Source organism: Micromonospora sp. CPCC 205539, from assembly GCF_036906815.1.
In the GTDB taxonomy this organism is placed as follows: domain Bacteria; phylum Actinomycetota; class Actinomycetes; order Mycobacteriales; family Micromonosporaceae; genus Micromonospora.
Genome location: NZ_JBAKHW010000008.1, coordinates 26049 through 52104 on the forward strand (window position 1 = coordinate 26049; position 26056 = coordinate 52104).

At 72.5% G+C, this 26056-nt stretch carries 24 protein-coding genes and 1 riboswitch; of the genes, 11 read left to right on the forward strand and 13 right to left on the reverse strand.

All coding sequences use genetic code 11. From position 1 onward, the window contains the following. Nucleotides 1-215: 215 nt before the first annotated feature. Together V6V47_RS09625 and V6V47_RS09630 are read right to left on the reverse strand one after the other, a co-directional pair. The gene (locus V6V47_RS09625) at nt 216-1316 is read right to left on the reverse strand and encodes a hypothetical protein (RefSeq protein ID WP_334627742.1); all 1101 of its coding nucleotides are present in this window, start codon (nt 1314-1316) and stop codon (nt 216-218) included. 100 nt (nt 1317-1416) lie between these two features. Beyond that, nucleotides 1417-1620 (reverse strand): cold-shock protein, encoded by a 204-nt coding sequence (locus tag V6V47_RS09630; RefSeq protein WP_334627743.1) that lies wholly within the window; start codon nt 1618-1620, stop codon nt 1417-1419. A 222-nt stretch (nt 1621-1842) separates the two neighbouring features. Between V6V47_RS09630 and V6V47_RS09635 the strand changes: the two genes are divergently transcribed. Further along, nucleotides 1843-2358: a GNAT family N-acetyltransferase gene (locus tag V6V47_RS09635; RefSeq protein ID WP_334627744.1), complete on the forward strand. Its 516-nt coding sequence runs from the start codon at nt 1843-1845 to the stop codon at nt 2356-2358. Between the two features lie 83 nt (nt 2359-2441). On the opposite strand, the gene paaN is transcribed toward V6V47_RS09635, so the two are convergent. The 4 genes from paaN to V6V47_RS09655 all read right to left on the reverse strand — a co-directional run bounded on the left by paaN (nt 2442) and on the right by V6V47_RS09655 (nt 7904). Then, on the reverse strand, nt 2442-4115 hold the full coding sequence (paaN, locus tag V6V47_RS09640; protein WP_334627745.1) for a phenylacetic acid degradation protein PaaN: 1674 nt from the start codon (nt 4113-4115) through the stop codon (nt 2442-2444). A 49-nt stretch (nt 4116-4164) separates the two neighbouring features. After that, nucleotides 4165-5184, reverse strand: coding sequence for a GNAT family N-acetyltransferase (locus V6V47_RS09645; RefSeq protein ID WP_334627746.1), 1020 nt, complete (start codon nt 5182-5184; stop codon nt 4165-4167). Nucleotides 5185-5470: 286 nt separating this feature from the next. Further along, nucleotides 5471-6757 carry a threonine synthase gene (gene thrC / locus V6V47_RS09650; RefSeq protein ID WP_334627747.1) on the reverse strand — a complete coding sequence of 429 codons (1287 nt, stop codon included), beginning with the start codon at nt 6755-6757 and terminating at the stop codon, nt 5471-5473. Nucleotides 6758-6767: 10 nt separating this feature from the next. Further along, nucleotides 6768-6903, reverse strand: a riboswitch (SAM riboswitch). A gap of 20 nt (nt 6904-6923) precedes the next feature. Beyond that, entirely contained in the window at nt 6924-7904 is a 981-nt protein-coding gene (locus tag V6V47_RS09655; RefSeq protein WP_334627748.1) for a DMT family transporter, read from the reverse strand. 91 nt (nt 7905-7995) lie between these two features. Between V6V47_RS09655 and V6V47_RS09660 the strand changes: the two genes are divergently transcribed. Continuing rightward, a complete protein-coding gene (locus V6V47_RS09660; RefSeq protein ID WP_334627749.1) occupies nt 7996-8304 on the forward strand; it encodes an ArsR/SmtB family transcription factor in 309 nt (102 codons plus the stop codon). A gap of 206 nt (nt 8305-8510) precedes the next feature. On the opposite strand, the gene V6V47_RS09665 is transcribed toward V6V47_RS09660, so the two are convergent. Together V6V47_RS09665 and V6V47_RS09670 are read right to left on the reverse strand one after the other, a co-directional pair. Next, nucleotides 8511-9110 (reverse strand): hypothetical protein, encoded by a 600-nt coding sequence (locus tag V6V47_RS09665; protein ID WP_334627750.1) that lies wholly within the window; start codon nt 9108-9110, stop codon nt 8511-8513. Beyond that, nucleotides 9107-9604 (reverse strand): sigma factor-like helix-turn-helix DNA-binding protein, encoded by a 498-nt coding sequence (locus tag V6V47_RS09670; RefSeq protein ID WP_334627751.1) that lies wholly within the window; start codon nt 9602-9604, stop codon nt 9107-9109. The genes V6V47_RS09665 and V6V47_RS09670 overlap by 4 nt, the downstream gene beginning before the upstream one ends. 114 nt (nt 9605-9718) lie before the next feature. On the opposite strand from V6V47_RS09670, the gene V6V47_RS09675 reads away from it, so the two are divergent. Then, a complete protein-coding gene (locus V6V47_RS09675) occupies nt 9719-10354 on the forward strand; it encodes a DUF4232 domain-containing protein (RefSeq protein WP_334627752.1) in 636 nt (211 codons plus the stop codon). Here V6V47_RS09675 and V6V47_RS09680 read toward each other — a convergent pair. Together V6V47_RS09680 and V6V47_RS09685 are read right to left on the reverse strand one after the other, a co-directional pair. Continuing rightward, entirely contained in the window at nt 10344-11249 is a 906-nt protein-coding gene (locus V6V47_RS09680; protein WP_334627753.1) for an ABC transporter permease, read from the reverse strand. The genes V6V47_RS09675 and V6V47_RS09680 overlap by 11 nt on opposite strands. After that, nucleotides 11249-14059 (reverse strand): alpha/beta fold hydrolase, encoded by a 2811-nt coding sequence (locus V6V47_RS09685; protein ID WP_334627754.1) that lies wholly within the window; start codon nt 14057-14059, stop codon nt 11249-11251. The genes V6V47_RS09680 and V6V47_RS09685 overlap by 1 nt, the downstream gene beginning before the upstream one ends. 374 nt (nt 14060-14433) lie before the next feature. Between V6V47_RS09685 and V6V47_RS09690 the strand changes: the two genes are divergently transcribed. The 8 genes from V6V47_RS09690 to V6V47_RS09725 all read left to right on the forward strand — a co-directional run bounded on the left by V6V47_RS09690 (nt 14434) and on the right by V6V47_RS09725 (nt 23873). Beyond that, a complete protein-coding gene (locus V6V47_RS09690) occupies nt 14434-15627 on the forward strand; it encodes a hypothetical protein (protein ID WP_334627755.1) in 1194 nt (397 codons plus the stop codon). After that, nucleotides 15614-18346, forward strand: a complete 2733-nt coding sequence (locus V6V47_RS09695; protein WP_334627756.1) for a sensor histidine kinase — start codon at nt 15614-15616, stop codon at nt 18344-18346. Before V6V47_RS09690 ends, V6V47_RS09695 begins: the two co-directional genes overlap by 14 nt. Then, entirely contained in the window at nt 18343-18816 is a 474-nt protein-coding gene (locus V6V47_RS09700) for a roadblock/LC7 domain-containing protein (RefSeq protein ID WP_334627757.1), read from the forward strand. The genes V6V47_RS09695 and V6V47_RS09700 overlap by 4 nt, the downstream gene beginning before the upstream one ends. Then, nucleotides 18813-19283 (forward strand): DUF742 domain-containing protein, encoded by a 471-nt coding sequence (locus V6V47_RS09705; protein WP_334627758.1) that lies wholly within the window; start codon nt 18813-18815, stop codon nt 19281-19283. Before V6V47_RS09700 ends, V6V47_RS09705 begins: the two co-directional genes overlap by 4 nt. Continuing rightward, nucleotides 19261-20019, forward strand: a complete 759-nt coding sequence (locus V6V47_RS09710) for a GTP-binding protein (protein WP_334627759.1) — start codon at nt 19261-19263, stop codon at nt 20017-20019. Before V6V47_RS09705 ends, V6V47_RS09710 begins: the two co-directional genes overlap by 23 nt. A 38-nt stretch (nt 20020-20057) precedes the next feature. After that, nucleotides 20058-20558, forward strand: a complete 501-nt coding sequence (locus V6V47_RS09715; RefSeq protein WP_334627760.1) for a hypothetical protein — start codon at nt 20058-20060, stop codon at nt 20556-20558. 35 nt (nt 20559-20593) lie between these two features. Next, nucleotides 20594-22831, forward strand: coding sequence for an AAA family ATPase (locus V6V47_RS09720; protein ID WP_334627761.1), 2238 nt, complete (start codon nt 20594-20596; stop codon nt 22829-22831). Nucleotides 22832-22946: 115 nt separating this feature from the next. Next, a complete protein-coding gene (locus V6V47_RS09725; RefSeq protein WP_334627762.1) occupies nt 22947-23873 on the forward strand; it encodes an SMP-30/gluconolactonase/LRE family protein in 927 nt (308 codons plus the stop codon). A gap of 75 nt (nt 23874-23948) precedes the next feature. On the opposite strand, the gene V6V47_RS09730 is transcribed toward V6V47_RS09725, so the two are convergent. The 3 genes from V6V47_RS09730 to V6V47_RS09740 form a co-directional block, all read right to left on the reverse strand. Then, on the reverse strand, nt 23949-24458 hold the full coding sequence (locus V6V47_RS09730; RefSeq protein WP_334627763.1) for a GNAT family N-acetyltransferase: 510 nt from the start codon (nt 24456-24458) through the stop codon (nt 23949-23951). Between the two features lie 114 nt (nt 24459-24572). After that, nucleotides 24573-25475: a hypothetical protein gene (locus V6V47_RS09735; protein WP_334627764.1), complete on the reverse strand. Its 903-nt coding sequence runs from the start codon at nt 25473-25475 to the stop codon at nt 24573-24575. Then, on the reverse strand, nt 25444-26043 hold the full coding sequence (locus V6V47_RS09740; RefSeq protein WP_334627765.1) for a DUF3618 domain-containing protein: 600 nt from the start codon (nt 26041-26043) through the stop codon (nt 25444-25446). The genes V6V47_RS09735 and V6V47_RS09740 overlap by 32 nt, the downstream gene beginning before the upstream one ends. Between the last annotated feature and the right edge of the window lie 13 nt (nt 26044-26056).

Consider the following 26056-nt stretch of genomic DNA (forward strand, 5'->3'; position numbering starts at 1 on the left):
GCCTGGTGTACGCACCTTGGGACGTCGCCACCTGGCGACGACGACGTCCTTCGGCCGGGCCGGATAGCCCGCGACGACCGGCCATGTGCCACCCCGGCGTCTCCACGCCGGCGCGACCCTGGCCCCACCGTCCCGACCATTGGCACTCGCGGTATGCGAGTGCCAATGACTTGTTTAGCACTCTCCCCTGCCGAGTGCAAGCACGATGACCCCGGTCAGCCGAGTTCCGCCGCCAGCCCGGCACTGTTCACCGGCGCCTCATGGGCCCGCTGCTCGGCGTACGTGACCAGCAGACCGATCAACTGGGCGAGGTGCGCCGGCAGGGTCAGCACCGCGGTGACCCCGGTCACCACCACCACACCGACCGCGGTGCCCGGCGACGCCAGCGGGTCCGTACCGAACGGCGCGGAGCCCACCCCCTCCAGCACCGTGGGAACGATCGTGCCGACGATCACCGCCCCGGCCACCAGCGCCACCCGGCCGAGCAGCAGCCCGAGCCGGTCGTGGAACATCCGGAACGACCGGCCGATCGGGTTCTGCCGTTCGAAGAGGTAGACCGGCCCGGCCATGCTCAGCGCGAACGCCAGGTAGATGCCCGGCAGCACGCAGAAGCAGACACCCACGCCGATGATCAGACCGATCAGCAGGCTCCAGCCCCACAACCCGAGCGCCCGCCGCAGGCCGTAGCGCAGCGCCGAGCCGAGGTCGACCTGCTCGCCGACCGCCTGCCGCGTGATCACCCAACTGCCGGCGGCCCACCCGAGCGCCTGCACCAACCCCAGGAGCAGGCTGCCGCCGATCAGCACGGCGACGAGGGTCGCGACGTCGGCGACGAACGAGTCGGGCAGGTCAGCGGAGGAGTTCACCCCGGCCTCCGGCGCCCAGCCGGCCGTCGGATCCAGACCGAGCTGGATCACGGCCACCACCGCCGCCGGCAACACCTGCGTGAGCAGCATGATGGGCACCAGCAGCCGCCAACCCCGGCGCAGCGCACCCGAGCACCGCTCGAACCAGCCGCCCAGGCCGGCGCCGGGCGGAGTCACCAGGGCGTCGGTCGGATCGAACCCGTGACCCGGCGGGTACCAGCCGAGCTGCGCACCCGGATACCACGGCTGCCCGCCGTACGGACCGGACCCGGGCGGATAGCCGCCGGTGGGCGGGAACACCCACCCTTGCGGCGGCTGGCCGGGCGGACCCCACCCAGCCTGCCCGGGGTCCCAGCCGGGCGGCGGGCCGTAGCCGGGTGCGGTCGGGTCGGACGGGCCCTGCTCCCCCGGCCCGGGGGGAGGAGTGGGCGGGGGCGGCTGGTCGGTCATGAACCCTCCTCAGCATCGGCTGGAACGGCTCACGATCTTCCCGGGTACGGGACCGGACCGCTGCCCCGGCCCAGGGCGACCCGAACGGGCGGGGAAACGCTCAGGCGATGAGGCGTACGCGCTCCGCCTGTGGGCCCTTCTGGCCCTGGGCAACCTCGAACTCGACGCGCTGACCGTCGTCCAGCGCCTTGTAGCCGTCCATCTCGATCGCGGAGAAGTGGACGAACACGTCCTGCCCGCCGTCGACGGCGATGAAGCCGTAACCCTTTTCGGCGTTGAACCATTTCACGGTGCCCTGTGCCACGGTGCACATCCTCACTCTGCGCGGCGATCCCTGCCCAGCGCACGGCACGGCCGGGCGCCCCGGACGACTGCTTCAGCAATCGATGAAGACCACTGAAACGAGTGACCGAAATCGCACGCTACACGAGGAGTCACGGCCATGCACGACCGCAAATCGGGCATATTTTCGGAGTTGGGCCGGGTGCCACCGCATTGTCCACCATCGCTGTGATAGGTATGCGACATGAAGAGCGCGACGCGACGGGCGCCGATCCGTCGGGTACGCCCGGTGGACGCAGCCCGGATGAGGGCGCTACGGCTGGAGATGCTCGCGGACGCCCCGCTGGCCTTCCTGGAGACGATCGCCGACGCGGCCGCCCGCCCGCACGCCGAGTACGCGGCCCGGGTCGCGTACACCTCGCGTGGCACGTCGACCGCCCAGTTCGTGGCGGATCCCGGCGGACGGTTCGTCGGGCACGCCGGCGGCACGGTCAACCCGCACGAGCCGGGGCTGACCGTGATCTACGCCGTCTACGTCACGCCCGCCTGGCGGGGCAGCGGTCTACTCGCCGAGCTGATCGACGAGGTGGCCGCCTGGTCGCGGGCCTGCGGCCGCCCGGAGCTGCTGCTGGAGGTGGTGGTCGGCAACGACCGCGCCTACCGGGCCTACCAGCGGCTGGGCTTCACCGACACCAACGTCCGCGTCCCACACCCCACCATCCCAGCCCTGACCGAACTACAAATGCGCAGACCCGCCTAGAACCCGAGCCCAGGTCCGGTGATCAAGAGGTTTGCGTCAAGGAGAACACCGTTCCTGACGCAAACCTCTTGATCACCGCGCTGTCAGACGTGCCGCCGGGACTGCACGATCCGGAACCGGTTGGCTACGTAGGCGCCGTCGGTCAGCGCCGAGTTGGCTGCCGCGTTCGCGCCGCTGCCGTGGAAGTCGGAGAAGGCCGCCGACTGGTTCACGAAGACCCCGCCGGTCAGGTTGCAGGACAGGTGCACCCCAACCTCGACCGCAACCGCCTCGGTCGCGTCGAGCACCGCCTCGTCGGTGGAGTACACGCCCGCGGTGAGCGCACCCTTCTCGCCGACCGTCCGGCGCAGCAGCTCCAGGCTGTGCGACGTGGACTCGGTGGCGATGGCGAACGAGATCGGCCCGAACCACTCCCGGCCGTAGGTCTCGGCGTCGTGTGCGGCCAGCTTCACGATGGTCGGGGTACGCACCACCGCGTCGGCGTACGCCGGGTGCGCCACGGTCCGCGACTCCAGCACCGGCTCGCCCACCTTGGTCACCTCGGCCAGCCGCTCCAGCACCCCGTCGTTGACGATCGCGCCGGTCAGCTCCACGCCCCGGGCCGGATCGGCGGTCAGCTTGCCGACCGCAGCGGCGATCCCACCGGCGACCTCGTCGAAGCTCTTGTGCCCCTGGTCGGTCTCGATGCCGCCGCTCGGGATGAGGATGTTCTGCGAGGTGGTGCACATCTGGCCGCTGTAGAGGGTCAGCGTGAAGCCCAGGTTGCGGCACATGCCCGCGAAGTCGTCGGTGGAGTCGATCACCACCGTGTTGAGCCCGGCCTTCTCGGTGTAGACCGATGCCTGGCGGGCGTGGGTCTCCAACCAGTCGCCGTACTCGGTGGAGCCGGTGAAGTCGACGATCTTCACGGACCGGTGCAGCGCCAGGTCACTCGCGAGCTTCTCGCCCGGTGCCTCGGCGGCCAGCGTGATCAGGTTGGGGTCGAAGCCGGCCTCGGCGAGCACCTCCCGCGCGTACTTCACCGTGACGGCCAGCGGCAGCACGGCACGGGGGTGCGGCTTGACGATCACCGGGTTGCCGGTGACCAGCGAGGCGAACAACCCGGGGTACGAGTTCCAGGTCGGGAACGTGTTGCAGCCGATCACCAGCGCCACCCCACGGGGCACCACGTGGAACGTCTTGGTCATCCGCAGCGGGTCGCCCTTGCCGGCGGCCTTCTCCCAGCCGGCCGTCCCCGGGTGCCGGGTCATCTCGGCGTACGCGTACGCCAGCGACTCCAGCGCCCGGTCCAGCGCGTGCGCGCCGCCGGCCTGGAAGGCCATCACGAACGCCTGCCCACTGGTGAACTGCACCGCGTTGGCCAGCTCGAAGATGTGCTTGTGCAGCCGGTCCAGGATCTCCAGGCAGACGCCCACCCGCGCCTGCGGCCCGGCGTCGCGCCAGGCCGGCAGCGCGGCAGTGGCGACGGCGACCAGCTCGTCGACGCCGGGGTGGGGGTAGCGCACCCCGAGGGCCACGCCGAACGGGCTGATCTCGGTGGCGATCCGGTCACCGGTGCCGGGCTGGTCGAGCGGGAAGTCGCCGCCCAGGTACGCCTCGAAGGCGGCCTTGCCGTCGGCGGCGGCGGTCTCGCCGTACACCCGGGGGCTGGGGGACTCGGGGTAGGCGGACCAGTAGCCCCGCTCCGTGATCGCGGTCAGCGCACGGTTGAGGGTGTCGGCGTGCCTGTCGTACAGGGGATGCGGGGTCTCCGTCATGCCGCCATCATGCCTGAGCCCGGCCGCCGAGCAGTAGCGCCGATAGCCGTCACAGGGTGAGCTGCCAGTCGGTCCAGGCGTCCACGGGGCGGAAGCCCACCTGCTCGTTGATCGCGACCATGTGGCTGTTGCTGGCCGCGTTGAAGGTGTCGATGACGCGTACGGCCGGCTCGTGGGTGAGCAGGTGGTGCAGGTTCTCCGCCTTGGCGATCAGGCCCAGCCGGTGCCCACGGTGATCCGGGTCGACGATGGTGATCTGCTGGAACGCGTGCCAGTCGGCCGAGGCGCCCACGTCCAGGAAGGTCCAGGCGACCAGCCGACCGGACGCCTCGTGCCGCATTCCGAGGTGGTAGCGCCGCCGCCCCCGGGCGTCCAGCGCCCGTTCGTTGCCGCGGACGCGCTCGGCATCCACCTGCTCGGGTTCCCACTGCACGTCCCCCATGGGCGCGTCCATCAGCAGGCGGCCATCCAGGTAGGCGATGTCCGCCACGTACTCCGGCGGGGTGGTGTCGCGCCAGCAGACCGACTGGTAGCCCTCGGCCCGCGGACGGGCCTCCGCCAGCGCCACCCGCAGTGCGGTCCGGTCGATCTCGGCCACGTCCAGCCGGCGGCGCACCTCGGCGAGCGCGGGCTGGGCGCCCGTCGCGGAGGCGAAGGCGTCGCCCGCCACGCTTCGGGCCGGCCCGTCGGGCAGCGCGGAGACGGCCATGCCGACCACCCGCTTGCGACCGTGCTCGCGCAGCAGCCGCACCCCGTACGCGTGCAACGCCCGGCCGACGCCGCGCCGCCGCAGCTCGGGGTGCACCACCAACTCGGCGATGGCGTTGTCGGTGTTGTCGAGTTGCGGCAGGTCCAGTGCGAGATAGCCGGCCGGTACGCCGTTCAGCCGCGCCAACGCCCAGAGCCGTTCGTTGCCCGGCATCGGCGTGTGGAAGAACGCGTCGAAGCGTCGGCGGCAGAAGGGCGGGAAGTCTGGCACGTCGACGTCGTTGGCCGCCGCGCCGATCCGGTACGCCTCGTCGACAGCGGCCCGGTCGGCGCCGGTGAACGACGCGATGGTGATGCTCATGCTGCCGAGCGTGCACCTCGACAAAGCGATAGGGCCAGCGAATAACTCCGCTGGCCCTATCGGACGTGGTCGGGAGGGACACTCGCACAACGCCTTCGGCGCTGGGTCGTATGAACTTCAAAAGTCTTCGGCGAAATGCCCTCCCGCACGGAGCATCTTGCGCCGTCCCGTTGCGGCCGTCAAGTCCAAAGCGGCGGGTTTTCCATACGCACAGCAAAAATCCAGTTACCCGCCGGATCGCCCGGATCCCCCGACCGTACGATCCCCCATCCCCCGCGGAGTGCGGTCAGCCGAGGAGGCCGGCGTCGCGTGCGGCGCGGAGCGAGGGCTTGATGCGGTGGGTCGGGCCGACCTCACCGGCGACGGCGTCAATGGTCTTCAGACCCTCGCCGGTGTTGAACACCACGGTCTCCGCCGTCGGGTCGAGCCGCCCGGACTCGACCAGCTTGCGCAGAACCGCCACGGTGACCCCCCCAGCGGTCTCGGCGAAGACGCCGGTGGTTCGGGCGAGCTGGCGGATGCCGGCGCGGATCTCGTCGTCGTCGGCGTACTCCATCCAGCCGTCGGTCCGGCGGACCGCCTCCAGGGCGTAGAGACCGGCCGCCGGGTCACCGATGTTGAGCGACTTGGCGATGCCGGTCGGCTTGACCGGGGTGATCGTGTCGGTCTCGGCGTGCAGGGCCGTGGCGATCGGGTTGCAGCCGGCCGACTGGGCGCCGAAGACCTTCCAGCCGCCCTCCGGGGCATCGACCAGACCGATCTCGACCAGCTCGGAGAACGCCTTGTCAATCTTGGTGAGCAGCTCGCCGCTGGCCATCGGGATGACCACCTGGGCGGGGATCCGCCAGCCGAGCTGCTCGACCACCTCGTAGCCGAGGGTCTTGGAGCCCTCTGCGTAGTACGGCCGGACGTTGACGTTGACGAACGCCGTGTCCTCGAATTCGTCGGTCTCCACCAGCTCACCGCAGAGCCGGTTGACGTCGTCGTACGAGCCGTCGATGGCGACCAGCTCGCCGCCGTAGACCGCGGTGGTGATGACCTTGCCTTGCTCCAGGTCACTGGGGATGAAGACCACCGAGGGCACCCCGGCGCGGGCGGCGTGCGCGGCCACCGAGTTGGCCAGGTTGCCGGTGGAGGCACAGGCGAACCGGGTGAAGCCGAGCGCCCGGGCCGCGGTGAGCGCCACCGAGACGACCCGGTCCTTGAAGGAGTGGGTCGGGTTGGCGCTGTCGTCCTTGACCCAGAGCGGCGCGGTGATGCCCAGCTCGGCGGCGAGGTGCGGGGCCGCCACCAGCGGGGTGAGCCCCGGGTCGAGGGTGACCCGGGTGGCCGGGTCCTGGCCGGCGGGCAGCAGCGCCGCGTACCGCCAGATGTTGTTCGGACCGGCCTCGATCTGCTCGCGGGTGACGGTGGCCAGGGCCGCCGTGTCGTAGTCGACCTCCAGCGGGCCGAAACACTCGTAACAGGCGTGCTGGGCGGCGAGTGGATAGCGGGCCGAACAGGCGCGGCAGACCAGGGCGCGAGCGGGGCTGGCCGTGGTGTCGATCCCGGAGGCGACGAGCGACGACGTCATGTCGAGAGTCCTCTCATCTTTCCCCGCATCGCACCGTGCGGCGGGGACGGAATTGGCACCTGCCCCGCGGGTCGCTCAGCGGTGAGCGCGCGGGGTGGTTGCCGGGGCGTCGTCGGGCCGTATCCCTCAGCCCCTCTGGATGAGGTATTCAGTTGTGCGGTCGAGTCTAGGCAACGCCGCGCGTCGTGGCTACCGCGACCGGGTCGACCACCGCGACCTGGTCGACGACCGCGGTCGCTTCGGGCCGCCAGGGAGACGGGGTACGAGCCCGGGTGGCGAGGTTCGCGGCGACCAGGGCGGCGATGGTGACCGCCGCACCGATCAGCTCTACCGGCTCGGGCCGGTAGCCGCGGGCGATCTGCACCGCGAAGGTGGTCACCGGGACCAGGTTCATGAAGAGGGCGGCGTTGGCGGCGCCGAGGCGCTGCACGCCGGTGTTCCAGGCCAGCACCGCGATCACGGCGGCCACGATCACGGCGTACGCCAGTTGCGGGGCGACCGCCACGAGGTCGGCGGCGGCCGGCGCGTGCTGCCAGCCGATGCCGTCGGCCAGGATGCTCCCAGCCAGCATGGCGGCCGTGCCGGCGAGCGCGGTCAGCGTCGTGTAGCGCAGCGGCGACCAGGCGCCGAACCGGCTGGCGCCGTGGGTGTAGATCGCCCATCCGAGCACCGCGCCGATCATCATCAGCCCGCCGAGGCCGAACTGACCGAGCCCGGCCAGGCTCCCGCGGGTGATCACCAGGCCAACGCCGAGGAGCGCCACCAGCGACAGGGCCAGCAGGAGCGGCTTCGGCCGTACGCCGTCACGCGCCCAACGGACCAGTTGGGTGATCACCGGGGTGGTGGCCACGAAGAGGGAGACCTGTTGCGGGGCGGCGTGCTCGAGCGCCAGGTTGGTGAGCAGGTTGAAGCCGGCGAAGCCGACCACGCCGAGCACCACGAGCTCGACGGCCCGCCCGCCGGAGCGCAACGCGGCGGTGCCCTCCCGGAGCAGCAGGAGGGCGACCAGGATGACGGCGGCCAGCAGATAGCGGGCGGTGGTCAGGTTGAGCGGGTCGACGCGGGTCAGCGCGCTGGCCAGGATCGGGAACATCAGTCCCCAACTGAGCACGGCGAGCAGTGGAAAGGCGGCGGCGCGGGATCGCATCGTCAGCTCCAATGTTCGAGTATCTTCGAACCAGCGCTCCTGACCCTAGGGGGATGTTCGACGATTGTCGAACAAGGGTTACACTGCTCACATGGAGCTGCACGAACCCGACCTACCCGACGTTCCGGTCACCGCCGTGCTGGCCGCGCTCGCCGACGACGTCCGGCTGCAGATCGTGCGGGCGCTCGCCGAGGGCGGGGAGTCCGCCTGCGGCAGCTTCGAGTTCGGCGTCTCCAAGGCGACCCGCAGCCACCACCTGAAAGTGCTGCGCGAGGCCGGCCTGACCCGCACCCGGGCCGCCGGCACCACCCGCTACGTGCGGCTGCGCCGCGACGAGCTGGACCGGCTCTACCCAGGCCTACTGAACGCCGTACTCACGGCCCCCACCCCGCCCGCCTGAACCGGGCCGGGCTGGCCGCCACACCGAGACTCCCGCCGCACCCCCGCGATCTTGCACTTTAGGTCGCCGGATTGCACGGAATGCCCCTTATGTTGAGACAACAACTGCAAGATCGCGCAGGCCGGGGACCCCAGACCGGTCGATCATGGAGTTGTGGTGCTCCTACCGGAAACCCCGCGCGGTGCAGTTTCGGTAGTGGGCAACGATCACATCTTGCGGCAGGTCAGCCGATCTCTCCAGGCGAGACCGAACGCCACCGGCCCACTACGCGAAGGGTCGTGGTAACCGATGCTCACCACCGCGCCCTTCGGCAGAGCGGACGGGGTGATCACCAGGACGGCGCTCTCGCTGGCGGACAGTACCCGATCCAGGCCGGGCGGGGCGGGGTGGGAAGAGAAGCAGATCGAGTTGACCCTGACCTCCGCCGGCACGCCGGCTTCGGCGAGCGCCCTGCGGACCTCGCCCGGGTCTGCGAGCTGCTCCCGCGAGAACGTGAGGGTCACCGTGGCATCGGGGTTGCGCACCACGGTGAAGGCGACCAGGTGCGCCGGGGGCAGAGTCGCCGGCACCGGGGCGACGCTGGCCGACCGTTGTGCGGTCGGCGCCGTGACGGGCCCGGGGCTGGTGAGCGCCGGTACGCCCACAGCCAGCCCGCCGCCGACGAGCGCCACCCCGGCCATGGTCACTGCGGCCACCCGTCGCCGACGACGCGAGGTGCCCGCAGAGATGATCTCCTCGACCGGCTTCGCCATGTCCAGGCCGGAGAGGCCGTCCGACACCGCGCGGAGCACGTCTTGGTCTCTCACTGCACGACCTCCTGGGTCTCGGCGGGCACAAGCTGGCCGCGCAGCGCCGCGACGGCCCGGGACAGGTGCGCGGTGACAGTTCCCGCCGCGATGCCGAGCATCTGGGCGGTGGTCTGGGTGTCCAGGTCCAGGAACGCCCGCAGCGCGATCACCTCGCGTTGGCGGGCGGGCAGCCGCCGAAGCGCTGCCATCAGCGTGGCGTCCACGCCACCCACGTCCGGGCCGACCAGCACGTCGTGACCGTCGGCGAGGGTGACCTCGCGACGACGTCGTCGCCACGCCGACACCCGCACGTTCAGGGCGGTACGCACCACCCAGGCCTGGGGAGCCGGGTGTTGACTGACCTTCCGCCAGGACACCCATGCCCTGGTGAACGCCTCCGCCACCAGGTCTTCGGCGCCCTGAGGATCACCCGTGCCGGCCGCTACCGCCCTGACGCAGGCGGTGCGGTGCACCCGGTAGAACTCTGCGAACTGTGCTTGCTCACGTCCCACATCTCGTACACGCCTGAGCCCGCCGGGCCGCTTACCCACGGCTCAGATTCGCACGGAGCAACCATCCATGGGGTCGGGGCCACGGGACGAACGGGCATCAGTCAGGATCGGCGGATGGCTTCGGTTGGCACGGCACGATGGTGGAGCGCCAGCACGGCGCTCACGGTGACCCTCCTGCTGGGCGCCTGCACCTCCTTGGACGAGCATCACCCGAGCCGGGCCGGGGGTGACGGCCCGAGGCCCGCAAACATGCCAACGCCAACGCCAACGCCGCCGACGCCGACGGCGAGCGGTGGTCCGAAGATCCTGTGCCCGGAGTCGGGCGTCCGGATCCGGTCCACCGGGTCGAACGCCGCCATGGGATTACGCGCGCTCGGCCTGGAGCTGGTCAACTGCGGCAACCGCCCCTACCCGCTGCACGGTTACCCGGCGCTGCGGATGTTGGACGAGGACGGAGCGTCGATCACCCTCCAGGTGCTGAACGGGGCGAAGGAGATCACGTCCGGGTTCGACCAGCCACCCCGGGAGTTCGTGCTGCAGCCGGGTGAGCGGGCTGGCGCCGCCGTGCTCTGGCGCAACCTGGTTACCGATCCCACCGTTCCGGCGGTCAACGGCGCCTACCTGCTGGTCGCTCCGGCCGCCGGAGAGCCGGCCCAGGAGGTCGAGCCGGACGGCCCGGTCGACGTGGGCAACACCGGCCGAATCGGCGTCAGCGCGTGGAAGAGACAGGACCCGGCAGCTACGAGGTGACGTCCTTGCGGGTGAAGCGCCAGAACGCCAGCCCCCAGAAGAGCGTCGCGTAGCTGATCGCCGAAATGCAGCCGCGTACCACGTCATCGGTCTGCACCGGCGTGGAGAGCAGCCCCAGCCAGGCGGTGCTGAAATGGGTCGGCAGGAAGTCACGCACCGCGCCGAGGGCGGTGATCTGGTCCAGGATGCTGGACAGGATCCAGAGCAACACCGCGCCGCCCACCGCGCCCAGTGCGGCGTCCGTCGTCACCGACAGCAGGAACGCCAAGCCGGCAACCACCAGCAGTACGACCGCCAGGTAGCCGAGCACGGCCAGCAGCCGGAGCAGCCCCTCCCCCGGCTCCAACTCTGCGGCGACCGTGCTGCGCAGCGGTGACCAGCCGTACCGCAGGGTGCCGGCCGCCAGCGCGGTGCCGGCCAGCAACAGCAGAGCCAGACCGGAGTACGCGAGGGCGACCACCAGCTTCACGGTGAGCAGCCGGGCCCGGGGCACCGGGATCGCCAGCAGGTAGCGCAGGCTGCCCCAGCTCGCCTCGCTGGCCACCGTGTCACCGCAGAAGAGCGCGACGACGACCACCAGCAGGAAGGACGCCGACACGAAGATCGAGAAGAGGGTGAAGTTGAGCCCGCCGGAGGTGGCCAGGTCGACCAGGCTGGCGAACTCGTTGTTGCCGTTGTCGTCGTCACGGCCGGAGTTGAACTGGAAGGCGACCAGGATGATCAGCGGCAGCAGCACCATGAACCCGAGCGCCAGTTGGGTCCGCCGCCGGGACGCCTGCCGCCGGAACTCCGCGCCGAACGGCAGAGTCGCCGACGGCCGGTAGCCGCGAGCCGCACCCGCCGGATCGGTCGGGCCGTTGGCACCCACGGGCGCCTCGACGGAAGAGCCAGTCATCACCGGTCACCGCTTCCCCGAGAGTTCTCGCCCACCAGGGCGAGGAACGCATCCTCCAGGCGCCGCCTCGGCACCACCCGGTCCACGCCGATGCCGGCGCGTACCAGCTCGGCCACCACCTCGCTGCGGGCCGTGCCGTTGGTGTCGACGACCAACTGCCCGTCGCTCTCCGGCAGCACCCGGACCCCGTGCAGCCGGTCCAGCACCACCCGCGCTGCCACCGGGTCGGTGACGTCGAAGAGCACGCTCGGCGACTCGCCCACGATCTCCTCCACCGGCCCGGACGCCACGATCCGGCCCTTGTTCACCACCACGGCGTGCGTGCAGGTCTGCTCCACCTCGGCCAGCAGGTGACTGGAGACCAGCACCGCTCGGCCGTCCGTGGCGTACCGCTGGAGCACCCGGCGCATCTCGGCGATCTGCGGCGGGTCGAGGCCGTCGGTCGGCTCGTCGAGCACCAGCAGCTCCGGCAGGCCGAGCATGGCCTGGGCGATCGCCAGTCGCTGGCGCATACCGTGGCTGTAGTTCTTGATCTTCCGGTGCACCGAGTCGCCCAGCCCGGCGATCTCGAGTGCCGTGTCGAAGTGGGCGTCCGCCGCCGGCCGCCCGGTGGCCCGCCAGTACGCCTTCAAGTTGTCCAGACCGGAGAGGTGCGGCAGGAACCCCGGCCCCTCGACCAGCGCGCCGATCCGGGAGAGCACCGGCGAGCCGGGCACCAGCCGACGACCGAAGACGTAGATCTCCCCGGCGGTCGGCTGGGTCAGCCCCATCAGCACCCGCAGCGTGGTGGTCTTGCCGGCGCCGTTCGGCCCGAGCAGGCCCACCACCTGACCGGGGTGCACCTCGAAGTCCACGTTCGACACCGCGACGAAGCCGTCCGCGTACTCCTTGCGCAGCCGGCGCACGGCCAGCGGCGTGCCCGCGTACTCCGGATGCACGGAGCGATCCTGCCGACGGTGCCGGCGGCGGACCACGGCCACGACCACGACGAGGCCGATCGCGATGGCCGCGAGCAGGCCGGCGAGCACCCAGCGCCAGACCGTCGCCGCGGTGGGGATCGGCTCGCCATTGACCGTGGGCAGGCTGACCGCGCCGTCCACCGCCACCGTGTAGACGGTGGGCTGCGCCGGTGTGGTGTACGCCTGATCGGCGCTGGCCACCACCAGCCGCAGCCGGTGCCCGGCCTCGACCCGGCGGACGATTCCCGGCAGCGTCACGGTGACCGGGCGGGCGTCCTGCACCCGCTGCGGCAGACCGGTGAGCCGGACCGGGGCGACCAGACCATTCGGCAGCGTGGCGGAACCGTCCGGGTCGACGTCGTAGAGCTTGACGAACAGCACCGCCTCGCCGCTCGGCGACGCGGCCCGCACGGTGACGGTGGGCGAGCCGGCCACGTCCACCGCCTCGGTCAGCGGTGCCGACTCGAACCGCGCGTGTTGGCCGGGAATGTCACCGGCGACCCCGTCCAGCAGCGAGGCGAGCCCGCCGGCGAACGGCACCGAGGAGATGGCGGCCGGGTTGCCGTTCGGTGGATTGGCGATCGGCTGGGCCGGGCCGGTGACCGCGACGTTCCGACGCGCATCGCCGTTCAGGCCCGGGTAGTCGGTGTCCCGGTAGCCGGTGGCCACCAGGCCCCGGTCGAGCGCGTCGAAGCCGGCGATCCGCGACCAGGTGAAGTCGTCGCCCGGTGCGGCGCCCTCGCCCTTGACGTAGTGGTCGAGCCACTGCACGGTCAGGAACTTCACCCGGTCCGAATCCGAGCGGGGCCCCGCGCCGCCGTCGTGCCCGCCGGTGAACCAGGCGACCCGTACCGGCGTGCCGGTAGCGGCGATGCCGCGCGCGTTGGCGTCCGCCTCGCCGAGCGGAAAGAGGGTGTCCGCCTCGCCCTGCACCAGCAGGGTGGGAGCCTTGATCCGGTCCAGTACGCCAGCCGGGCTGGACCGCCGCAGCAGGTCCACGGCGGCCTGGTCGGCCCGCCCGGCCGTGGCGATCCGCAGGTACGCGGCGCACACGTCGGCGGCGAACCGGCCGCAGGACGGGTCGGCGGCACCGGCCGAGACGATCCCAGCGGAGGTGGTGCCGGCCGGGGCGTTACCTCCGGGCGCGGCGCCGAGACCGGTGCCCGCGTTGCCGGCCCCGCCAAAGAACAGGCCGGCCCAGCCCTTCTTGAACACGCCCTCGGTCGGTGCCCCGCCGGTGCTCTCGGGCAGGAACGCCCGGGACAGGTCGTTCCAGGTGATCATCGGGACGATCGCGTCCACCCGCTGGTCCTGTGCCGCCAGCAGCAGCGCCAACCCGCCGCCGTACGAGCCGCCGACCACACCAACCTTCGGGTCTCCGGCGGCATCGGTGCGTACCTCCGGCCGGGCGGCCAGCCAGTCGAGCAGCCGGGACGCGTCGCGCACCTCGTAGTCCGGGCTGTCCAGGTGGATCTCGCCGCCGCTACGGCCGAAGCCTCGGGCGGTCCAGGTGAGCACCGCGTAGCCGCGCCCCGCGAACTCCTCCGCGTCGGACCGCACCGACTCCTTGGTGCCGCCGAACCCGTGCGCCAGCAGCACCGCCGGGACCTTGTGCCCGGGCGACGCGTCCGTCGGCAGATAGAACGTCGTGTCCAGGTCCACCGGCTGGTCACCAGCCGGCCCGGAGCGGACGGTGAGCATCGCGGTCTCGGTCCGTACGCCCGTTCCCCGTGGCCACACCGCCCAGGTCACGGCGGCCGCCAGCAGCACGACGACCGCCGATGCGGCGATCACGCGACGGCGGGTGGGCAGGGCACGCCGGAACCACGCGGCCGGCGACGGCGATCTCATGCGGCACACGGTACGGGCCGCAGCCTGAGCATTGCCTGAGATCCGCCGTACGTTCGTCCGGTTGCTCCGATCGGCGCGTGGGCGGCTGCGACCGCTCATGGTCCGTCGCGGCCCAGCGAGTTGACTTCGGATCCCGTGAATTCCGATCTTCGGTGGAAATGCCTCTCAATCACTCGATGTCACTCCCACCGATGGGACGGAGCGTGCACGGAAGTCGGACGAACAGTGACATCGCTCGAACTGACGCAAACCCGACTCGCTGACGACGGCACGGCCCCGGGCGGGTCAGTTAGTTTTCCGGTCCGGTGCATGGGACTCGTCGGCGAACCTCGCCACCGCGCCGATCCCCCGCCCGACGCCGGAGGAGAGACACCATGACAAGTCCCGCGCCGCGGGTCCGTCGACGGCCGTCCATGCTGGGCCGGCTACTGCCGCTGTTGCTCATCGCGGCTCTGCTGGCACCGGTGGGCCTGCTCTTCACCCAGAGCTGGCGGCAGGTCGACGACGACCGGGACCTGGCCGTCCGGGAACGACTCGGTGTGCAGTACCTGCGCGCACTCGCCCCGGTCACCGATGCCCTGGTGGACGCCCAGTCCGCCGCGGTCGCCGGCCGCTCCATCTCCGGCGAGACGCTCACCCGGGCGGTCGACGAGGCCGCCGCGGTGGACGCCCGGATCGGTGTCGAACTGCGCAGCCAGGAACGCTGGGCCGGGCTGCGGGCCAAGCTGGAGGCGCTGCGCGACCGGCGGCCGGCCGACGCGGAGTCCGCATTCACCGCGTACAGCGAGGTCACCGACCTTCTGCTGGCCCTGCACCGCAAGGTCCGGGAGAGCTCCGGGCTGGTGCGCGACGCGGGCGCCGACTCGTTCTTCCTGCAGGACAGCGTCGGGCAGGAACTGCCCGAGGCGATGGTGGCCGCCGGCCGGCTCGCCGACCTGGGCACCCTCGCCAGTCGCCGGCCCGCCACCGAGCGAACCCGCAGCCTGGTCCAGTTGACCAGCCTGCGCGTGGCCGCCCTCGGCCCCGCGACCGACCTGGTCGACAACCTGCGCGCCGCCGTGGACAGCTCGGAGAGCACCGACCTGGGCGCGAACGTGCTGACCCCGCTGGACATCTACCAGCGCTCGGTGGAGGCGTTGGCCGCGTACTCCGCTCCGGCTGGCGGCGCCGAGGCGTTGGACCCGGGTCAACTGGCCGCCACCGGCCTCAATGCGCACAACGCCGCCAAGCACCTCCAGCCGGTCATCCTCGGCGAGTTGGACGCCCTGCTGGTCGAACGCATCGACGGGCTGGACCGGACGCGCTGGCTGATCACCGGGGCGGGGGTGGCCGCCGTACTGCTGCTGGGGTGGCTCACCGCGCTGCTGGTCAGCGCCGGCCGCCGCGCCCGTCGTCGGGCCGCCGGGCCCGCGCCGCTGGCCAGCGGCCTCGACACCCGACCGCCAGGTGACCTGTGGCAGCCGACATCCGGCGCGAGCCGGACCGACGACCCCCGGTCGCTGCAACCGGTCGGCGCGACCAGCGACCCGGACGTCGCCCAGTGGGGGCAGTTCGATGCTGCTCGGTAGGCTCCGGATCCGCGGCAAGCTCGCGCTCCTCGTGATGATCCCGCTGCTCAGCATGGCCGGCCTCGCCGTCCCCGTGGTCCTGGACCGGGTCGCCGCGGCGCAGCGCGCCGACGACATCGCCGAACGGGTACGGGTCGCCAGCCGGGTCGGCAGCCTCGTCCAGGACCTCCAGCAGGAGCGCATCCTCTCGATCGGCTTCCTGCTCGGCCGGGTGGAACGCGCCGAGCTGGTCCGGAAGACCGCCGACGTGGACGACCGGGTGGCCGACCTGCGGGCCGGGAGCAGCGACGCGCTGACCGACCGGATCGATCACGCCCTCGACGGGGTGTCCAGCCTCATCGACCTGCGGACCGCCGTACTGGCCCGCTCCGCGAGCCCGACGCAGGTCATCGAGGCGTTCGGCCCGGTCAACAAGGCGATGATCGAGTCACTGCGGCTGGCGTTCAGCGTGGACACCGAGACCCTGTCGGGCCGCCAGGTGCTGGCCCTGGACGGGCTGCTGCGCGCCGACGAAGGATTGGGTGCCTGCGCCACGCTGATCGTGCTCGTGAAGGCGACCGACAGCCCGCAGGCCAGCGCCGCGTACGTGGCCTGCATCGCCGCCCTCGAGGTGGACAACCAGCGCTACCGCAGCCTGATCACGCCCGAGCAACTGAAGATCGCGCAGCTCAACGACGCGGCGGTGGCCGCCCGTACGAGCGCCGACTTCCTGCAGACCAGCGCCCGGGACCCGGCCGCGGCGATCCGTGCAGTGCCGATGGACGCGCTCTTCCCGTCCGTCCGCTCGATGATCCGACTGGGCCAGTTCGTGGAGAAGAAGCTGGTCGCCGACGTACTCGCCGAGGTGACCGCCGAACAGCAGCGTGCGCTGACCGCCGCGTACCTGGTCGGTGGTCTGGCGGCGCTGATCCTGGCGGTGGTCGTGCTGCTCAGCGCGGTGATCGCCCGCACGGTGGCCCGGCCGCTGACCCGGCTCACCCACTCCGCGGACCGGGTCGCCCGGGTCGCCGAGGCCGAGCTGGTCCGGGTCGCCGACGACGAGGCGGAGAGCGTGCAGCCGGTCCGGTTGGATCCGGTGGACATCCGGGCCCGAGACGAGATCGGTGACCTGGCCCGGGCCTTCGACCGGGTGCAGAGCACGGCGGCCCGGCTCGTCGAGCGGCAGGTCGCCGGCCGGCGCAACGTGGCGCAGATGTTCGGCCACGTCGGGCGGCGTACCCAGAACCTGGTGGGCCGGCAGATCGCCCTGATCGACCGGCTGGAGCAGCAGGAGGCCGACCCGGGTCGGCTGGAGCACCTGTACCGGCTCGACCACATCTCCAGCCGGCTGCGCCGCAACGCCGGCAGCCTCGTGGTGCTCTCCGGCTCGGCCGGGGCCGACGCGCACACCGCGCCGGTGCCGCTGGCCGACGTGGTCCGGCTCGCGCTCGGCGAGATCGAGGACTACACCCGGGTGGACGTGCAGGTGCCGACGGGCATCTCGGCAGCTCCGGCGGTGGTCGGCGACCTCGTCCTGGCGCTGGCCGAGCTGATGGAGAACGCCACCGTCTCCTCCCCGCCGCACACCCGGGTGCTGGTGACCGGCGAGGCGTCCGGGCTCGGCGCCCGCCTCGCCGTGGTCGACAACGGCATCGGCATGAACGAGCAACGGCTGGCCGAGGAGAACGCCCGGCTGACCCGCCGGGAACGGCTCGACCTGGCGCCGACCGAGGTGCTCGGCCTCTTCGTGGTGGGTCGGTTGGCCCGCCGACACGGGTGGACGGTGAACCTCGCCGCCACCGCCGGTGGCGGGGTGACCGCCCGGTTGGAGATCCCGCCGGCGTCGCTGGTGGTGCGCCGCGCCGACCGGGTCGGGGCCACGGTGGCCCGGGCCACGGTGCCGGACCGGGACCGTCGCTCGCCGGCCGCGATCGAGGCCGGTCGCAGTGCGCCACCCCTCGCCGCGGTCGCCACCGCGCCATCCCCCACCTTCGACTCGGAGCTGTTCAGCCGGGCCAGGCGCAGCCTGGACTTCGGCGAGCCCTGGGACGCGTTCGGCACCGGCGAGTTGGTCGACACCGAGGTCAGCACAGCGGTCGGGGCCCACTCCGCGCCGTCGACCGTGCCGCTCGACCTCCCGACCACCGAGGCGGGCCTGCCGCGCCGGCCGACTCGCGGGGCCGCCGAGGAGAAGCCGGGCATCGCCGACGCCGGCAGCCCGACCGGGCCACGGGTCCGGCAACGGGTGCCCGGCGCCAGCCTGCCCGCCGCCACCGCGCCGGTCGCGCCGGTGGACGCCACCGGCGCCGACCCCGCCGCGGCTCGCGCGCTGGTCGAAGCGTTCCAGTCCGGTGTACGCCGGGCTGAACTGAGCCGGCCGCCAAATCCCGGCGCACCCGTCGGGCGTTGGTCGATGTCGAGCGCCACCGATCCGGTGGCCAACTACGAACCCGCGGTGGTGGACCCGAGCCTGACCGTCGACCTACCGGCCACCCCGGGCGGCCGAGGTCCGACGATGCCGGACACCGCCGGCTTCGGTGCCGCCGGCAGCCAACCTCGACTGAGCCAGCGGGTGCCCGGGGCGAACCTCACCGTCAGCCCACCCCGGCAACCCGCCAGCCCGCACCTGGGCGATCCGGCCGAGGTCCGCAACCTCATCAACGAGTTCGAGGCGGGCGTCGCCCGCGCTCTCCGCGAAGTCAGCCCAGACCACCGGAACGAAGAAGGATCATCACGGTGACCAGCCCCTTCCTGCACGACAACATCGACCAGAGCCAGTCCGGCACCGGCGGGGACCTCAGCCCGGAGGCCCGCACGTTCAACTGGCTGCTGGACTCCTTCACGTCCAGCACCGCCGGGGTCCTGGAAGCGATCGCGGTCTCCTCGGACGGGCTGCTGATGGCCATGTCGGCGATCAAGGACCGGTCCAACGCGGAGCGGTTGGCCGCCGTGGTCTCCGGCATGACCAGCCTCGCCGGCGGTGCGGCCAGCTGGTACGCGCTCGGCGGTTTGAACCGGGTGATCGTCGACATGGCCGACGGCTACCTGTTGATCAGCGCGATCAGCAGCGGATCCGTGCTCGGGGTCGTCGCCGACCGGTCGGCCAACCTGGGCACCGTCGCGTACGAGATGACGCTCTTCGCCGGGCGGGCGGGCGGTGCCCTCACCCCGCGGCTGATCGCCGAGCTGAAGAACGCCGTCCAGCAGTGACCCCCGACGTCGCCGGCGAGGAACCGGACCCGGAACCCGAGGTCCGGATCCGCCCCTATCTGCGTACGCCCCCCTCGACCGGAGGCGGAACGCCGGCGGCATCGACCCCTCCCGAGTCCGAGCCGGCCGGTCCCCGACCGTTCGTGCTCACCTCGGGGCGGGTGGCCGGCGCGGATCCGGCGATCGGGCTGGAGACGCAGGTGACCGTCCGCCCGGACGGCGGCCGGTGGGCCGTCGCACCGGCGGTCCTGGCACCGGAGCTGCAAGCGATCATCGCGCTCTGCGCCGAGCCGATCTCGGTGGCCGAGCTCTCGGCCCGGACCCGGCTGCACTTCGGTGTGACCCGGGTGCTGGTCGGCGATCTGCGTGCCGCCGGGCACCTGGACGTGCACGTCATCGACGCCGACGACGCCTACGACCCGAACCTCATCCTGCGAGTGATTGATGGACTCCGTGCGATCTCCTGAATGGCCGGTCGCCCCGCTCGGCGGGCTCGCCGGCAACAGCGCCGCCGCCCGCTACGGTGTGCCGTCGGGCGCCGGTACCGCCTCCGGGCGGACCGGTGAACCGACCGCGCCACCACCGCCGTACCGGCCGCCCGCCGGCACCGGGGGCGGCACGCCGACGGGCCGGTCGCCGAGCGCGCCACCGATCCCGGTCAAGATCCTGGTCGCCGGCGGGTTCGGGGTGGGCAAGACCACAACGGTCGGTGCGATCTCGGAGATCGCTCCGCTGACCACCGAGGCCGAGATGACCACCGCCGGGATCGGCGTGGACGACCCGGGTGCCCGGTCGACCAAGACCACCACCACGGTGGCCATGGACTTCGGCTGCGTGACCATCGACCGCAGCCTGAAGCTCTACCTGTTCGGTACGCCGGGCCAGGCCCGGTTCGGCTTCATGTGGGACGACCTGGCCCGGGGTGCGCTCGGCGCGCTGGTCGTGGTGGACAGCTCCCGACTGGACGACTGCTTCGCGGCGATCGACTTCTTCGAGCAGGCCGGGCTGCCCTTCGTGGTGGGGGTCAACGCCTTCGACGGGCGGCTGGCCCTGGAGCTCGGCGAGATCCGGTGGGCGCTGGCCATCGGTGACCACGTGCCGCTGGTGCAGTTCGACGCCCGGGACCGGCTCTCGGTGCGGGATGCCCTGCTGGTCGTCCTGGACCGAGCGCTGGCGCGGGCCACCCGGGACAGGAGGGCCTGAGCCGACCGGCTCCGGCCGTGGCGGGAAGGGGTGATCTGGTGAGAGGTGACCTGGACGAGTCGCTGGCCCGGCTGGCCCGGCGCGAGGAGGCGCTGCGCCGACGGGACGACACGGTGGAGCTGGCTCGGCCCGATGTCGGCCACGCCGAACCCCGCAATGCTGGCCCCGGGCGGCATGACGCCCGCCACGCCGGGCGGGACACCCCCGACGACCTGGCCGGGCTGGGCCCCGTCGAGGAGGTCGCTGAGGCGGTCCGTCAGGTCGTCGCCGGCCATCCGGGGCTGGCGGTGACCGTCCGCGTCGAGCACGCCGGGCGGACGTACCCGCTGCGGATCTGCTGGGACGGCACGGACGTCACGGTCGGCCCGGAGCCCGCCGCGACCCCGGTGGAAGCACCGCCGACCTGGCCGCTGTCCGGTCGGACCGTGCCGGGCTGGGCCCCCGGCCCGGACGGGTTGAGCCCGGACCCGGCGGCCCGGTTGGCCGAGCTGATCCGGCGCGACCCGTCGCTGCTGGACGAGTTGGATCCCCGGCGCTGACCGCACGACTGGCGGTCGGCGGCTACGGTCGGACGGTGGCGCAACCCGACCTGACCCTGACGGCGAGCCTGCGGCCGGCGGCGCTGGACGCGCGACGAGGCATCGTGCGGCTGCACCCGGAGGTGTTGACCGCGCTGGGGCTGCGCCCCGGCGATCCGGTACGGCTCTCCGGCCGCCGGGAGACGGCCGGGATCGTGGCGGCGGCCGAGTGGGGCACGAGCGGCGCCCTGCTGTACGCCGACGACCTGACGCTGGGCAACCTCGGTGTCCGGGACGGCGGTCAGGTGCGGGTGACGCCGCTGCCGTTGACTCCGGCGGGTCGGGTCACCCTGACCGGGCCGGTGGAGGTGGTCGCGGCGGTCAGCCCGGAGATGCTCCGGCTCGCCCTGCTGGGCAAGGTGGTCACCACCGGCGACGACGTCTCCCTGTTGCCGCAGGACGTGCTGCCGGACGCCTCGGTACGCAGCCTGGTCGAGGCCGCCCGGCGCAGTCTCGCCAACACGATCGGGTTCGCCTGGACCAGCACTCTGCTGACGGTTGTCGCGGTCGAGCCGGTCGGCGGGGCGCTGGTCACCATGGACACGTTGGTCGGCTGGGAGCACGGCCAGACCACCCACGGCCCCGCCGAAGCCCGGCCCGAGCGGCCCGGTACGGACGCCGCTGGGCCCGACCCCACGCAGAAGGCACCCACGACGGGCCGGCCGGACGAGGACGCACCGGACGTGGACGAGCTGCCCGGCCTGCGGGCCCAGGCCGAGGAGCTGACCGAACTGCTCGACCTCGGCTTCCACCACCGGGAGGTGCTGGGTCGGCTCGGCACCACCATCTCACTGGGGGTGCTGCTCGGCGGTCCGGCCGGCTCGGGGAAGTCTGCGCTGGTACGGGCGGTCGCGGCCCGGGTGGGCGCGCGCGTGCATCCGCTCTGGGCACCCGAGGTCGCCGCGCTGGCCAACCAGGCCGCCGCCGACCGGTTACGGGCGGTGGCGACAGCCGCCCGCGCCGACGGACCGGCGGTGCTGCTGGTCACCGACGTGGAGGCGCTGGCCCCGGCGGATGAGCCCGGCCCGGTGGCGACGGTGTTCCGCCAGGTCCTCGCGGAGAGCGTGCGAGCCGGAGTCGCCGTGGTCTGTACGACCGGTCGGCCGGAGGCGGTGGACCCTGCCCTGCGCGCGCCGGACCTGCTGTCGCTGCGGATCAGCGTCCCGCTGCCCGACCCGGCGCTGCGCCGCGAGCAGCTCACCGTGCTGACCCGGCAGGTGCCGCTCGCTGACGACGTCCGGCTCGACGAGGTTGCCGGGCGTACCCCCGGATTCGTCGCGGCGGACCTGGCGGCGCTGGTCCGGGAGGCCGGGGTACGGGCGGCCCTGCGGCAGAAGGCGGCCGAGACCCCCACCGTGTCGATGGCCGACTTCACCGCCGCCCTGGAGGTGGTCCGGCCGACCACGATGGCGGCCTCCACCCTGGAACTGGCCTCGGTGACCCTGGACGACGTGGGTGACCTGGTCGAGGTCAAGCAGACGCTGACCGAGTCGGTGCTGTGGCCGCTCACCTACCCGGACACCTTCGCGCGGCTCGGCGTGCAACCGCCGCGCGGTGTGTTGCTCTACGGGCCGCCCGGCTGCGGCAAGACCTACCTGGTCACCGCGCTGGCCGGGACGGGGCGGGCGAACGTGCTCTCGGTGAAGGGCGCGGAGCTGCTCTCCAAGTGGGTGGGCGAGAGCGAGCGGGCGGTCCGCGAGCTGTTCCGCCGAGCCCGGGAGGCGGCACCCACGCTGATCTTCCTGGACGAGGTGGACGCGCTGGCCCCGGTGCGGGGTCAGGCCACGGACGGGGGCACCACCGATCGGGTCGTCGCCGCGCTGCTCACCGAGTTGGACGGGGTGGAGTCACTGCGCAACGTGGTGGTGGTGGGCGCGACGAACCGCCCCGACCTGGTCGATCCGGCGCTGCTGCGGCCGGGCCGGCTGGAACGGCTCGTCTACGTACCGCCGCCGGACGGGTCGGCCCGAGCGGAGATCCTGCGGGCCTCCTCCCGGCACGTGCCGCTGGCGCCGGACGTCGACCTGGCCGCACTGGGCGGGGAGCTGACCGGCTTCTCGGCGGCGGACTGCGCCGCGCTGGTGCGGGAGGCGGCCCTCGCCGCGATGCGGGAGTCGCTGACCGCGGTCACGGTTACGGCGGCGCACGTGGCCACCGCGCGGGGGCGGGTCCGGCCGTCCCTGGACCCGGCCCAGGTCGCCTGGCTGGCCGGGTACGCCGCCGACCGTTCGTGACCGGATGGTGATCGACAGTTTTCGCCTGAACGCCAACCTGCCCTGCGGCCCACCGCGTTCCCTTGACGTCACATTCCTCAGTGGAGAAATCCACGACGACGTCAGGCGGTGTCCCTTGCGCAAACTGTTCTCTCTCCTCGTCGTCCCGTTGGTGGCGGCGGCCTCCCTGGTCGGGTCACCGGCGGTGGCGCACCCGGGTGCGCCGTTCCCGGCCCGGATCGCCCTGCCGAACGGGTTCACCCCCGAGGGGCTGACCATCGGCCGAGGCACCACGGTGTTCGTCGGGTCCATATTGGATGGTGCGGTATGGCGCGGCGACTTACGGACCGGGCGCGGCTCGGTGCTGATTCCGGGCACACCGGGCAAGGACAAGGCCGGCCTCAAGCTCGACCAGCGGGGCCGGCTGTGGACGGCCGACTTCTCCGGCGGCGGCGCCAGCGTGTACGACGCGGGCACCGGTGCCCTGCTGGCCCACTACCAGTTCACCGACGAGCCGGGCAGCCTGGTCAACGACCTGGTGATCACCGATCGGGCGGTCTACTTCACCGACTCCGCTCGGCAGGTGCTGTACGTGGTGCCGCTGGGCCCGGGTGGTCGACTGCCGGCCGCCACCGCCTTCCGGGTGCTGCCGCTCACCGGTCCGGCCGCGACGCCGGACGCGTACCACAACGGGATCGTGGCACTGCCGGACGGAGACCTGCTGGTCGCGCAGATGCTGCCCGGCCGACTGGTACGCATCGATCCGCGCACCGGCGGCAGCCGGCTGGTCGACCTCGGTGGTTACTCCGTGGAGCGTGCCGACGGGCTGGTGCTGCGTGGTCACACCCTCTACGTGATCCGGAACCTGACCAGCGTCATCGCGGTGGTCCAGTTGAACTCGCGGTACACCGCCGGTGTGGTGCAGCGGGAGATCACCGGCCCGCAGCTGCGGGTGCCGGCGACCGGTGACCTGCTCGGCTCGGCGCTGTACGTGGTGAACGGCCGGTTCGACGTGGAACCCGGCCCGGACGTCGACTACGACATCGTCCGGGTGCGCGCCTGACCGTCGCCGGTCGGCCGGCGGTGGCCCGTACGGTCATCGCCGGCCGCTCGGCGGCAGCGCCCGCTTCGGCGAATATCAGAGCGCCGGCGGCGTCGAGTCGAGGCAGATCTCGGCGTACACCTTGCCGCCGTCCTCGCGCAGTTTCGCGCCGCACTTCTCCAGCACGGCGACAGCGCCGACGTTGTCCCGGGTCGTCTCGGCCACCACCGCCCGCATGCCGACCCGGGCCGCCGCATTCAGCAGCTCCCGCAGGGCGGCCGCGCCGATCCCCTGCCCGCGTGCGGAGCGGCCGAGCCACATTCCGGTCTCCACCGTGCCGGGCTCGTCACAGCGCGTCATCCGGACCATGCCCAGCACCTCGGCGCCGACGAGGATGGCGTACATCTGGGCGCCGGTCGGGCCGTCCAGGCCGCCGAAGCTCGCCCGGTGGAACTCCCGGAACGCCTCCCGGCGGGCGAGCGACCAGCCGGCGGGAGCTTCGACCGGAGGCATCACGTCACCCGGCTCCGCCTCGGCAGCCGCTACGGAGAGCAACGGCTCCAGGTTGTCCTCGTCCACCGGCTCCAACCGGACCGCACCCGCCACGTGCCGCAGTCTGCCGCCCCCATCGGCCCAAGTCCACCCCATCCCGGATTCACTGACGGTCCGGCGGACGGTACCGGCCGGTCGGGCGGCCCGGCATTCCCTCACGCTCCGTCGTCATCCGATGATCGCTGGCCCGAAGTCGCAGAACACCACCGAGGCGTCGTCGGTGGGCTTGTGCCGCCGAAGCCGGTCAGGGTGATCCCGCTCGGCCGCCCGGACCCGGTCGAGCAACGCACCCGGCCCGTCGGCGCTGAGCAGGTCCAGCAGACCGGCCCAGTCGGTCAACCCGAACTGTTCGACGGCGCTGGACGCGCCGTCGCTGAGCAGCGCCGCCCGGCGCAGTGCCGTGGGCCCCCGGCGGGGCACCGTCCCGGTCACGGCGTGGAAGGCCGCGTCCGGGTCGGCCGCCGCCACCCAGTAGCCGTGCGTACGGTTCATCCGCTCCCGCTGTACGCCCACCGCGTGCCGGAATCGGGTGGCCCGGTCCGCCGCACCGGCCGGCACCATGGCGACCGTCCGGCGCAGGTCGGCCATCGCCACCTCCAGCCGGTCGTCGTTCACCACGCTGACCTGGCCGCCGGTGTCCAGCACCAGCGGGCTGTCGCAGAGCACCAGGTAGTCCACCTGGTCGCCGCAGTCCCGCAGGAGGCAGACGGTGCTGGACGGGGTGCCGGGATGGTCCAGGTCGCACTGGTCGCCGTGATCGGCGCGGACGGCGAGGATGGCCGCGGCCAGGTTGCTGGTCAGCCGGGCCGACGGACGGGCCGCCTCGGCCACGCCGAGCCGGGCGGCCAGGTGCCGGACGTACCACTCCGGCCCGTGCACGCAGCCGGTGTCGAAGCCCTCCGGCACGGTCGCGCCGTCCAACACACCGACCAGCGGACCGAACCGGAAGACCAGGTCCTCGTTGACCGGGCGGCCCGGGGCTGGCGCGGACGCGGAGTGGACCCGCATCACCGGCGCCAGCCCCGACCCGTCGGCCGGGTCACCGCTGCCGAAGGTCGTCGGCTGCCGCATGCGCCTGCCCCTGGACCTGCCCGGCGGCCGAGCGGCCCTGGTCACGAACCGTGGACGCGCCCTGCGCGGCGGTGGACCGCACCGACTGCGCCGCCTGCTGCGCGGGCTCGCGCAGGTTGTCCTGGACCTGGTGGCCGACCTGGCTCGCCTGGGCACGCAGCTCATCGGAGTGCTCGCTCACCATGCCTCGGGCCCGGCCAGCGAGTTGTCGCTCCCGCCCGCTCGGCGGAACCAGTGCGGCGGCCAGCATCCCGACCCCGAAGGCGACCAAGCCGACGGCCAACGGGTTGCCCTGAGCCTGGTCGAGAGACTGCTGCCCGAGCGAACGGGTCTCGGCGCGTACCGAGCCGGCGGCGTTCGACATCCGCTGGCCGGTCTGTTGCCCCATGTGACTCGAGTTGCCCATCACCTTCTCCTTGGCTCGGGTGAATGCGCCGCGGGCCTGCCCGACGCGTTCACCGGCGATCCGACGCGGGTTGACCTTGTCGGCCAGGGCGTCGACGTCATTGCTCAACTCGTCGCGGGTCGTCTCGATCTCCCGCCGGATCCGATCCGGATCACTGGACATGATCTGCTCCCTC

Excerpts from the sequence above, each read along its gene's own strand:
- V6V47_RS09635 (WP_334627744.1), top strand. The coding sequence starts at position 1,843 with ATGAAGAGCGCGACGCGACGGGCGCCGATCCGTCGGGTACGCCCGGTG.
- V6V47_RS09625 (WP_334627742.1), bottom strand. The coding sequence starts at position 1,316 with ATGACCGACCAGCCGCCCCCGCCCACTCCTCCCCCCGGGCCGGGGGAG.
- paaN (WP_334627745.1), bottom strand. The coding sequence starts at position 4,115 with ATGACGGAGACCCCGCATCCCCTGTACGACAGGCACGCCGACACCCTC.
- V6V47_RS09710 (WP_334627759.1), top strand. The coding sequence starts at position 19,261 with ATGGACTCCGTGCGATCTCCTGAATGGCCGGTCGCCCCGCTCGGCGGG.
- V6V47_RS09645 (WP_334627746.1), bottom strand. The coding sequence starts at position 5,184 with ATGAGCATCACCATCGCGTCGTTCACCGGCGCCGACCGGGCCGCTGTC.
- thrC (WP_334627747.1), bottom strand. The coding sequence starts at position 6,757 with ATGACGTCGTCGCTCGTCGCCTCCGGGATCGACACCACGGCCAGCCCC.
- V6V47_RS09695 (WP_334627756.1), top strand. The coding sequence starts at position 15,614 with ATGCTGCTCGGTAGGCTCCGGATCCGCGGCAAGCTCGCGCTCCTCGTG.
- V6V47_RS09690 (WP_334627755.1), top strand. The coding sequence starts at position 14,434 with ATGACAAGTCCCGCGCCGCGGGTCCGTCGACGGCCGTCCATGCTGGGC.
- V6V47_RS09680 (WP_334627753.1), bottom strand. The coding sequence starts at position 11,249 with ATGACTGGCTCTTCCGTCGAGGCGCCCGTGGGTGCCAACGGCCCGACC.
- V6V47_RS09655 (WP_334627748.1), bottom strand. The coding sequence starts at position 7,904 with ATGCGATCCCGCGCCGCCGCCTTTCCACTGCTCGCCGTGCTCAGTTGG.
- V6V47_RS09740 (WP_334627765.1), bottom strand. The coding sequence starts at position 26,043 with ATGTCCAGTGATCCGGATCGGATCCGGCGGGAGATCGAGACGACCCGC.
- V6V47_RS09660 (WP_334627749.1), top strand. The coding sequence starts at position 7,996 with ATGGAGCTGCACGAACCCGACCTACCCGACGTTCCGGTCACCGCCGTG.
- V6V47_RS09675 (WP_334627752.1), top strand. The coding sequence starts at position 9,719 with ATGGCTTCGGTTGGCACGGCACGATGGTGGAGCGCCAGCACGGCGCTC.
- V6V47_RS09685 (WP_334627754.1), bottom strand. The coding sequence starts at position 14,059 with ATGAGATCGCCGTCGCCGGCCGCGTGGTTCCGGCGTGCCCTGCCCACC.
- V6V47_RS09735 (WP_334627764.1), bottom strand. The coding sequence starts at position 25,475 with ATGCGGCAGCCGACGACCTTCGGCAGCGGTGACCCGGCCGACGGGTCG.